The organism is Pseudomonas sp. FW507-12TSA (genome assembly GCF_058781435.1).
Map to the genome: position 1 here is coordinate 84,740 of NZ_JBYSWT010000009.1, position 10,333 is coordinate 95,072.

Annotated in this window: 9 protein-coding genes; 7 read left to right on the forward strand and 2 right to left on the reverse strand. The window is 61.9% G+C overall.

Features of this window, described 5'->3' with window-relative positions:
• Positions 1–46 precede the first annotated feature (46 nt).
• Both AC3WK8_RS11040 and AC3WK8_RS11045 read right to left on the reverse strand, forming a co-directional pair.
• Positions 47–769, reverse strand: a complete 723-nt coding sequence (locus tag AC3WK8_RS11040) for a TylF/MycF/NovP-related O-methyltransferase (protein WP_103324857.1) — start codon at positions 767–769, stop codon at positions 47–49.
• Positions 766–1,632: a phytanoyl-CoA dioxygenase family protein gene (locus AC3WK8_RS11045; RefSeq protein WP_103324856.1), complete on the reverse strand. Its 867-nt coding sequence runs from the start codon at positions 1,630–1,632 to the stop codon at positions 766–768. The genes AC3WK8_RS11040 and AC3WK8_RS11045 overlap by 4 nt, the downstream gene beginning before the upstream one ends.
• A gap of 326 nt (positions 1,633–1,958) precedes the next feature.
• On the opposite strand from AC3WK8_RS11045, the gene AC3WK8_RS11050 reads away from it, so the two are divergent.
• From AC3WK8_RS11050 to AC3WK8_RS11080, 7 genes are read left to right on the forward strand one after another with little or no spacing between them, the layout of a single operon-like run.
• Positions 1,959–2,699, forward strand: a complete 741-nt coding sequence (locus AC3WK8_RS11050; protein ID WP_053135127.1) for a flagellar basal body rod protein FlgF — start codon at positions 1,959–1,961, stop codon at positions 2,697–2,699.
• A 45-nt stretch (positions 2,700–2,744) separates the two neighbouring features.
• Complete coding sequence (gene flgG / locus AC3WK8_RS11055) at positions 2,745–3,530, forward strand: flagellar basal-body rod protein FlgG (RefSeq protein WP_022643011.1); 786 nt, start codon at positions 2,745–2,747, stop codon at positions 3,528–3,530.
• A gap of 58 nt (positions 3,531–3,588) precedes the next feature.
• Positions 3,589–4,284 (forward strand): flagellar basal body L-ring protein FlgH, encoded by a 696-nt coding sequence (flgH, locus tag AC3WK8_RS11060; RefSeq protein ID WP_031321146.1) that lies wholly within the window; start codon positions 3,589–3,591, stop codon positions 4,282–4,284.
• 7 nt (positions 4,285–4,291) lie between these two features.
• On the forward strand, positions 4,292–5,401 hold the full coding sequence (locus AC3WK8_RS11065) for a flagellar basal body P-ring protein FlgI (protein ID WP_022643013.1): 1,110 nt from the start codon (positions 4,292–4,294) through the stop codon (positions 5,399–5,401).
• 9 nt (positions 5,402–5,410) lie between these two features.
• Entirely contained in the window at positions 5,411–6,676 is a 1,266-nt protein-coding gene (gene flgJ, locus AC3WK8_RS11070; RefSeq protein WP_103324855.1) for a flagellar assembly peptidoglycan hydrolase FlgJ, read from the forward strand.
• A 10-nt stretch (positions 6,677–6,686) separates the two neighbouring features.
• Positions 6,687–8,732: a flagellar hook-associated protein FlgK gene (gene flgK / locus AC3WK8_RS11075; protein ID WP_085595915.1), complete on the forward strand. Its 2,046-nt coding sequence runs from the start codon at positions 6,687–6,689 to the stop codon at positions 8,730–8,732.
• Between the two features lie 13 nt (positions 8,733–8,745).
• The gene (locus AC3WK8_RS11080; RefSeq protein ID WP_103324854.1) at positions 8,746–10,308 is read left to right on the forward strand and encodes a flagellar hook-associated protein 3; all 1,563 of its coding nucleotides are present in this window, start codon (positions 8,746–8,748) and stop codon (positions 10,306–10,308) included.
• The last annotated feature ends 25 nt before the right edge of the window (positions 10,309–10,333 follow it).

Sequence of the window (10,333 nt, forward strand, 5' to 3'; positions counted from 1 at the left end):
CCGCACTGGTGCCAGTGCGGGGCTTTTTCATGGGGCAGGTCGGGCTTTAGATGTGGAAGTAGCCGACGCAGGAGTCGAACGGCAGGCGCTTGAGTTCGATCTTGTTCATGTCGAACACTTCACGCAGGGCCTTGGTCTCGCCCGGGAAGTTGCGATAGGCGACTTCGTCGAGCACCACGATGGCGCCCTTGGGCATGTAGGGCAGGAAAGTTTCCAAAGCTACCTTGGTCGGCTCGTACAGGTCGGTGTCGAGGATCAGCATGGCCACCACCAGGTCTGGACGCGACTTGACGAACTCCGGCGCGGTCTTGCAGATGTCGCCCTTGACCAGCTCGCAGCGAGGAATGCGGTTGACCGGGCGCAGCAGGTCGTTGGCGTCGATCATGTCCTGGATCAGCGACTGGTCGGTGTCCGAGAACATGGTCTCGTTGATGTCGGCCGGGTCTTCATCCTTGTTGATGCTGGTGAAGCCTTCGAAAGTGTCGAAACCGACGATGGAGCGGTTGATTGCATAGGGCTCGAGGATCATCGACAGGTGCATGTAGAGCATCAGCGAGTTGCCCTTGTACACGCCGCACTCGATGATCGCGCCGGGGACGTCCATGACTTTCTTGAACAGCTCCATGCGCGACAGCGCCGCAGTGACGTTGATGCGGTTGGCGAACACGAACGGCGCGTCGGCGACGTACTCGGCGTCGACCCGTTTGAGAACCCCGGCGCGGGTGGCGTTGTATTCGGCTTCGGCGGGGGTGAGGCGACGTTTGGTCATGGGTGCAATCCTTGGAAATTCGAGAAGTCGTGGGCGTGGAAATAGTCTTTGAAGCCGGAGCCAACGTCTGGGCAGGCGCTGTCGACGTTGGGGGCTCCGCGATTGTGTTTCAGGTCGTCCAGGTGCATCAGGCGGAAATCCACGCTGAAGCGCGTGCGGTCGGTGCGGTTGGCGACGGTACCGTGCAGGTGCGAGCCGGAGAAGACCAGCATCTCGCCGCAGTTGCCGGCGATGCGGATCTCCGATGAGGCGTCGATTTCACCCAGGGGCACCGGGTGCACTCGTACCTCCTCGGTCAGGTTGTCCTTGGCCTTGTGGCGCTGGTTGCTGATCCAGTCCTTGAGGCTCCAGTCCTTTGACGTGTTGGGGATCGGCTTATCGAAATAGCTCGGATTGATCATCATGGTCTGGTCCGGAGTGATGCTGTAGACCGGCATCCAGGTGTTGATCTGGCAGTCGACGCTGCCATACCAGCTGTCACGATGGGGTTTGTAGGCGTAGCTGACGCCGGCGTGCAAGTAGTCGTAGTTGGGCACCACACGCAGGCGTGGCACGTCGAAGATGTATTCGTGCGGATCGATGCCGACTTCGTGGATGAAGCCGAGGATCAATTCCTTGACGCGCTGGCTATTGGTGAACTGGCCCTTGAGGCGGGTGACCCGGGTGACGAACTCTTCCACCGGCATCATGGTATGCAGGGCTTGGTGGTTCTTCTCGCCGTCGAAGGCCGCGGTGATGTTTTCCTTGGCGAATTCGCATAGTTCCTTGGCGGTAGCCAGTTGGGTATCCAGGAAGATGTCTCCTGAATAGATGGCTTGCTTGAAGTCAGCTGTCTTGCTCAGCTGATTGAGGTGCAGGTTCAAAGCGGTTCTCCTTGGCGGTCACTGGCTAGAGTGTCGGCTATCCCTGCCTAAACTGAAGTCGCGATGGCCGGACGCTATCTCTAGCAAGATCCGTTCTCAAAATCCCGCGGCCATGGAATTGTCCGAGGTACGACCCGGACTTGCCGGTAGCGGCATAAGTCCGCCGTTTTTTCGTCTCTGGGGTTTCCTTCCATGACCACCCGATTTGCGCCAGAGTCCCGGCCAGCATGGAGTGCGCCGCTAGAAACAAAAGTTGGTGCAGAAATTGCTTGGGCCATGCCCAGTACAGCGGCGGGCGGCAAACGTCCGGCAGATGAGGAACGACAGTGGACAAGTACCTTTATGTGGCGATGACCGGCGCCAGCCAGAACGCGCTGGCGCAAAAGGCCCATGCCAACAATTTGGCGAACATCTCCACCAACGGTTTTCAGCGTGACCTGGAGCAGGCGCGCGCGATGCCGGTATTCGGTGACAGTTTTCCGGCACGGGCCTTCGCCATGAGCGAACGTCCTGCTACGGACTTCACGCCGGGCTCGATGGTCGAGACCGGGCGTGACCTGGATGTGGCCGTCAGCGGCAAGGGTTGGATCGCCGTGCAAAGCCCCGATGGCAGCGAAAGCTATGTGCGCACCGGCAGCTTGAACGTCGATGCCCTGGGCGTGCTGCGGGCCGGCAACGGTATGCCGGTAATGGGCAATGGAGGTCCCATCGCCGTGCCGCCCGAGCAGAAGATCGAAGTCGGCCAGGACGGCACCATCACCATTCGTGCCATGGGCGAAGGTCCGCGGGTGCTGGCCGAGGTCGACCGCATCAAGCTGGTCAATCCCGATACCCGCAATATGGTCAAGGGCCTGGATGGTTCGATCAAGACCAAGGACGGCCAGCCTGCTCCGGTCGATGCCAATGTGCAGCTGGTCTCGGGGTTCCTCGAGTCGAGCAACGTCAATGCCGTGGAAGAAATGACCGCGGTGCTGGCCCTGTCCCGGCAGTTCGAGCTGCACGTCAAGATGATGAACAGCGCCAAAGAAGACGACCAGGCCATGGCTCGGGTCTTGCAGATCAGCTAATTACCAGTACCTAGCGCCGTAAAACAGGCGCGTGAGGAGAATCGAATGCTTCCGGCTCTATGGGTTGCCAAAACCGGTCTGTCCGCCCAGGACACCAACCTGAGTGTTATTTCCAACAACCTGGCGAACGTCTCGACCACGGGTTTCAAGCGTGACCGTGCCGAGTTCCAGGACCTGCTGTACCAGATCAAGCGCCAGCCGGGTGCCCAGTCGACCCAGGACAGCGAACTGCCTTCCGGCCTGCAGGTCGGTACTGGCGTGCGCATCGTCGGCACCCAGAAGAACTTCAGTGCCGGCAGCTTGCAGACCACCCAGCAGCCGCTGGACCTGGCGATCAACGGTCGTGGCTTCTTCCAGATCCTGCAGCCCGATGGCACCACCTCCTATACCCGCGACGGCACCTTCCACCTCGACTCCAATGGCCAGGTCGTCACCGCCAATGGTTTCGCCCTGGAGCCGGCAATCGTCGTGCCCGACAACGCGCAGACCTTCACCGTGGGCAACGACGGCACCGTCTCCATCACCGTGGCCGGCAACCCGGCGTCCCAGGTGATCGGCAACCTGCAGACCGCCGACTTCATCAACCCGGCCGGCCTGCAAGCGCTGGGCAACAACCTGTTCCTGGAGACCGCCGCCAGTGGTGCGCCGCAGGTCGGTACCCCGGGCCTGAACGGTTTTGGCACCACGCTGCAGAACACCCTGGAAGCGTCCAACGTCAGTACCGTGGAAGAGATGGTCAACATGATTACCACCCAGCGGGCCTACGAGATGAACTCCAAGGTGATCTCCACCGCCGACCAGATGCTGTCGTTCGTAACGCAGAAGCTGTAATCAAGTCTTGAGGCCGTCATGAGTCGATGACGTGCCGGTAACATCGTGAGGAAGGGTCATGAATCGGTTTATCTGTGTGTTAGCGCTGAGTGGGAGTGCCGTGTTCGCGGGCTGTGTCGCCCCGCCACCCAAGCCCAATGACCCTTACTACGCGCCAGTGTTGCCGCGCACGCCGCTGCCTTCGGCTTCCAACAACGGCTCGATCTACCAGGCCGGGTTCGAGCAGAGCCTGTATACCGATCGCAAGGCGTTCCGGGTCGGCGACATCATCACCATCACCCTGAACGAGCGGACCGCGGCCAGCAAAGGCGCCAACTCGGCGTCGAGCAAGAACAGCAGCAACAGCATCGGCCTGACGTCGCTGTTCGGTGCTGTGCCCAACACCAACAACCCGTTCGGCGATGGCGACCTGAGCTTGAATGCCGGCTACAAGGGTGATCGCTCCACCAAGGGCGATAGCAAGGCGGCGCAAAGCAACAGCCTGACCGGTTCGATCACCGTCACCGTAGCCGACGTATTGCCCAACGGTATCCTCGCCGTGCGTGGCGAGAAGTGGATGACCCTCAATACCGGTGACGAGCTGGTGCGTATCGCCGGCCTGATTCGTGCGGACGATATCGCTACGGACAACACCGTATCCTCGACCCGGGTGGCGGATGCGCGCATCACCTATTCGGGTACCGGGTCGTTCGCCGACGCCAACCAGCCTGGCTGGTTCGATCGTTTCTTCCTCAGCCCGCTGTTCCCTTTCTAGGCGCACTATGTTGAATTTCAAGCACCTGATGGCGGCCGCCTTGTTGCTGTCCGTGTCCCTCGGCGTCCAGGCCGAGCGGCTCAAGGACATCGCCAGTATTTCCGGCGTGCGTTCCAACCAGCTGATCGGCTATGGCCTGGTGGTGGGGCTCAACGGCACGGGTGACCAGACCACCCAGACGCCCTTCACCCTGCAGACCTTCAACAACATGCTGTCGCAGTTCGGCATCAAGGTTCCGCCTGGGTCGGGCAACGTACAGCTCAAGAACGTCGCCGCGGTATCGATCAGCGCCGACCTGCCGGCGTTCGCCAAGCCGGGCCAGCAGGTGGATGTCACGGTTTCGTCCATCGGCAACTCCAAGAGCCTGCGTGGCGGCACCTTGCTGTTGACCCCCCTCAAGGGTATCGACGGCAACGTCTACGCCATCGCCCAGGGCAACCTGGTGGTAGGTGGTTTCGACGCCGAGGGCCGGGATGGTTCGAAGATCACCGTCAACGTTCCGTCGGCGGGGCGAATCCCGGGCGGGGCCTCGGTGGAGCGCGCGGTGCCCAGTGGCTTCAACCAGGGCAACAGCCTGACCCTGAACCTCAATCGTTCGGACTTCACTACGGCCAAGCGCATCGTCGACAAGATCAACGACATGCTCGGCCCGGGCGTGGCCCAGGCCATCGATGGCGGTTCGATCCGCGTCACCGCGCCGCTGGACCCGAGCCAGCGGGTGGACTACCTGTCGATCCTGGAGAACCTGGAGATCGATCCGGGCCAGGCAGTGGCCAAGGTCATCATCAACTCCCGCACCGGCACCATCGTGATCGGCCAGAACGTCAAGGTCTCGCCGGCGGCGGTGACCCACGGCAGCCTGACGGTGACCATCACCGAGGATCCGATCGTCAGCCAGCCCGGCCCCCTGTCCAATGGACAGACCGCCGTGGTGCCTCGCTCGCGGGTCAATGCCCAGCAGGAAGCCAAGCCGATGTTCAAGTTCGGCCCGGGCACCACCCTCGACGAAATCGTGCGGGCGGTGAACCAGGTGGGAGCGGCGCCAGGCGACCTGATGGCGATTCTCGAAGCCCTGAAACAGGCCGGCGCCTTGCAGGCCGACCTGATCGTGATTTGAGGGGTGGCCATGGATATACATAAGAGCGGTCTGGTCGCCAGCGGGGATTCCGGGGCCTATTCGGACCTCAATCGCCTGCAACAGCTGAAGGTCGGCGACACCAACAGCGAAGCCAACGTGCGCAAGGTGGCGCAGGAGTTCGAGTCGCTGTTCCTCAACGAAATGCTCAAGTCCATGCGCAAGGCCACCGACGTGCTGGCCCAGGACAACCCGCTCAATACCCCGACCACCAAGCAGTACCAGGACATGTACGACCAGCAACTGGCGGTGTCCCTGTCCCGCGAGGGTGGTGGTATCGGCCTGGCCAACGTGCTGGTGCGCCAGATGATGCAGAACAAGCCAAGGGCGGCGCCTACCGGGCTGACCTCGGCGCCGCCGGTAGCTGCGCCAGTCGCGACGCCGACGCCGATCGCGGCCGGTACCGCGGCCCAGGATGGTCCTTTGAGCCGGCTCAATGGCCAGCGGCCGTTGTGGGCCTCGCGTACTGCCGATCCGGTGCGTACCAGCCTGGCCCACAACGACATGGCCTTGCTCAATCAGCGGCGCTTGTCGCTGCCGAGCAAGCTCACCGATCGCTTGCTGGCCGGCATCGTGCCTTCGGCGGGAGGTGTGGAAGTCACCGCACAGAACGCCGCGCCTACCCGCAATAGCGCGGCTGCCGATGCAGTGCTGCGTGGTGAGTGGCGGGTCAACCAGGGGTACGCCGCGGCCCAGGGCAAGATGCGTGTCTATGGCCGGGCCATGGCCCAGCCGCCACTGGCGCCGGCCAAGCGCGCCTTCGGCTCGTCCGACGAATTCGTGGCCACCATGCTGCCCATGGCGGAGCAGGCGGCCAAGCGTATTGGTGTGGACCCACGCTACCTGGTGGCCCAGGCGGCCCTGGAAACCGGCTGGGGCAAGTCGGTCATGCGCCAGCAGGATGGCCGCAGCAGCCATAACCTGTTCGGCATCAAGGCCGGCAGCAGTTGGCAGGGCGGCCAGGCGCGGGCGATCACCAGCGAGTTCCGTAACGGCCAGATGGTCAAGGAAACGGCGGCGTTCCGTTCCTACGATTCCTACCAGGACAGCTTCCACGATCTGGTGACTTTGCTGCAGAGCAATAATCGCTATCAAGAAGTGCTGAAGGTCGCCGATAAACCAGAACAGTTTGTTCGCGAGTTGCAAAAAGCCGGGTATGCAACCGACCCGGATTACGCAAGCAAGATTTCGCAGATAGCCAAGCAGATGAAGAGTTACCAGAACTACGCTGCGGCAGGCGCTCCCACGAATTTATAAGGTCTGAATCATGAGTTTGCTCAATATCGGGATGTCCGGGCTGGCTACCAGCCAATCGTCTTTGATGACCACGGGTAACAACATCGCCAACGCCGATACCGCCGGGTATTCGCGGCAGCAGACCGTACAGGGCACCAAAGCCTCCAGTCAGTTCGGCACCGTCTTCATCGGCACCGGGGCCACCCTGGCCGATGTGCGCCGGGTGTACAACAGCTTCCTGGATGCCCAGTTGCGCAGTGCGACCTCCCGCAACAGCGACGTGGCGGCCTACCAGCAGCAGATCACGCCGATCGACAAGCTGCTCTCCGAGGCCGGTACCGGCATGACTGGCGCCCTGACCAAGTTCTTCGCCTCGGTGCAGAACCTCAACGCCAAGCCTACCGATGAAGCCTCCCGGCAGTTGCTGCTCAGCGATGCCCAGGCCCTGAGCAATCGCTTCAATTCGGTTTCCAACCAGCTCAACGAGCAGAACAAGACCATCAACGGCAACCTGTCGACCATGGCCGACCAGGTGAACAAGCTGGCCACCACCGTGGCCCAGCTCAACCAGAAGATCTCCGAGCTGTCGAACGACGGCAAGGGCATGCCCAACGACCTGCTCGACGCCCGTAACGAAACCGTGCGCCAGCTTTCGCAGTTCATCAAGGTCGACGTATCCGAGCGTGGCTCCAGCGTCGACCTGTACCTGGGCAGCGGCCAGCCGCTGGTGATGGGCAACAGCGCCAATTCCCTGGAAGTGGTGCAGGGCAAGGACGACCCGACCCGCTCCATGTTGCAGATCAACCGCGGCAGTAGCAGCGTGGACATCACCAATCTCACCACCGGTGGCGAGATTGGCGGCCTGCTGCGTTATCGCAGCGAGGTGCTGGACCCGGCGATGAACGAACTGGGGCGCGTGGCCCTGGTGGTCGCCGACCAGATGAACAGCCAGATGGCCCAGGGCATCGACAAGAACGGTGAGTTTGGCGGCAACCTGTTCAACGACATCAACAGTGCTCGCCTGACCAGCCAGCGCAGCATCGCCAGCGGCGGCAACAATACGGCTTCGGGCAACTTCGATGTCACCATCAAGGATTCCGGCAAGCTGACCACCAGTGACTACACGGTGACCTTCAGCAGCCCGACCGACTACAGCGTCAAGCGTTCCGACGGCACCGACCTGGGCTCCTTCAGCACCACCACCAACCCGCCGCCGGTCATCGATGGCTTCGCGTTGAAGCTCAATGGCAGCGCTGCCGTGGGCGATAGTTTCAAGATCACCCCGACCCGCAATGGCGCGAGCGCGATCCAGACCGAGATGACCGACGCCAAGCGCCTGGCGATCGCCGCGCCGCTCAAGGCCGAGATCGCCGCCGGGGTCAAGAGTTCTCTGAGCATCGGCTCGCAGCCATCGCTGGTAACGCCGATCGACAATTACGACGCGGCTGCCAAGCTGGAAATGCAGACCGCGCTGAAGAACTCCGGCCCGGTGAAGGTAGTGTTCAATGCACCTGCCGGCGGCAGCCAGACCTACGACTACTTCGATGCCAAGGGCACGAAGATGGGCAGCGGTACCATCGTTCCCGGGCAGACCAACACCCTCAACCTGAACATCAAGATGGTCGATGCCAGCGGCGCGCCGATCCTCGATGGCGCCGGGGTGCAGAAAACCTTCGCGGTGAAGATGGATGTGGCAGGCGTGCCGAACTCCGGCGACAGCATGAACATCTCGGTCAACGGCGCCGGCTCTTCGGACAACCGCAACGGCCTGGCGTTGGCTGGTTTGCAGAGCAAGCAGACCGTCGACACCGGTTCGGCGAGCAAGGGCATCACCTTGGTGGATGCCTATGGCAAGCTGATCGAGAACGTCGGCGCCAAGGCCAGCCAGACCAAGCTCGACGCAGCCGCCAATGGCGCGATCCTGGCTAACGCCAAGGGCGCGCGCGATTCCCTGTCGGGGGTCAACCTGGACGACGAGACCGGCAACCTGGTCAAGTACCAGCAGTACTACACCGCGTCTTCGCAGATCATCAAGGCCGCGCAAACCATCTTCAGCACGCTGATCAGCAGCCTTTAAGGAGCCGTAGCCCATGCGTATTTCCACTTCTCAGTTCTTCGAGACTTCGGCTGCCAACTACCAGCGCAACTTCTCCAATGCGATCAAGAGCAGTGAAGAGGCCAGCAGCCTGGTGCGGATCAATACCGCGGCCGATGATCCGGTAGGCGCGGCGCGCTTGTTGCAGCTCGGCCAGCAGGCCTCGCTGCTCGACCAGTACAAGACCAATACCACTTCGATCAAGGCCTCCCTGGGCCAGACCGAATCGGTGATGACCAGCATCAACAATGTCCTGACTCGTGCCAAGGAATTGGCCGCCGGTGCCGGCAACGCCGGTTACACCGACAAGGACCGCCAGGCCAATGCTTCGGAGCTGGGGCAGATCGAAGAACAATTGCTCAGCCTGATGAATACCCAGGATGAAAACGGCAAGTACATCTTCGGTGGTTCCAAGGATGACGTGCCGCCGTTCAGCCGCAACTCCGACGGTACCTACAGCTACAACGGCGACCAGAGCAGCCTGATGCTGCCAGTGGGCGACACCATGCTGATGGCCGCCAACAGCACCGGCTGGGACGTGTTCCAGAAGGCGCCTAATACCAGTCGTACCCAGGTCACCACCCAGACCGCGCCGGCTCCAGACAACGGCAAGGTGTTCATGTCCAACGGGCAGATGTCCAACGCCGGCAAGTACAACACCGATTTCCGCAAGGGTGAGCCCTACAGCGTGTCGTTCGTCAGTGGCACCCAGCTGAAGATCACCGACGCCGCTGGCAACGACGTGACTTCCGAGGCCAGCCAAGGTGGTGTGATCGGTAATACGTCAAACCAGACCGTGAGCTTCCGTGGTGTCGACTTGAGCCTGAACGTCAATCTCAAGGCCGGTGACAATGCCGCTACGGTGTTGCCGCAATACTCCTTCAGCCTGGGCTCCAAGCCGGATACCTTCAACGTCGCGCGCAGCCCGGGCAACCCCAGCACCGCCCAGGTATCCAGCGCTAGCGTAACCAACCAGGCGGACTACAACTCGACCTTCCCCAGTGGCTCGGCAGTGCTGAAGTTCACCAGTGCCACCAATTTCGATCTGTATGCCGCTCCGTTGACCGCCGACAGCAAGCCGGTATCTTCCGGCACCCTGGTGGGCAACGTGGCCACTGCTGCAGGTGTGAGCTTCAACCTGAGCGGTACCCCGGCGGCCAACGACCAGTTCAGCGTCGCGGTCAACACCCACGAGACCCAGAACATCCTGGATACCGTGAGCCAGTTGAAAAGCGCCCTGAGCACTCCGACCGACGGCAATACCGTAGCGACCCAGAAGCAACTGGCCGACCTGGCTTCGGGCATGGCCAACCTGGCCAGTGGTACCGACCAGCTGACGATCGGCATCAGTTCGGTAGGTGGCCGTGGCTCGGCCCTGGATACCCAGATCGAGATCAACACCAACCTGGCGGCGGCCAACGTCACCACTCGCTCGGCGATCGCCGATTCCGATCCGGCCGAGGTGATGACCCGCCTGACCCTGCAGCAGACCATGTTGCAGGCCTCGCAACTGGCCTTCAGCAAGATCAGCCAGCTCGGCCTGTTCAACCAGGGCTGAGCCTGGTCCGTGGCGCCCTGAGAAG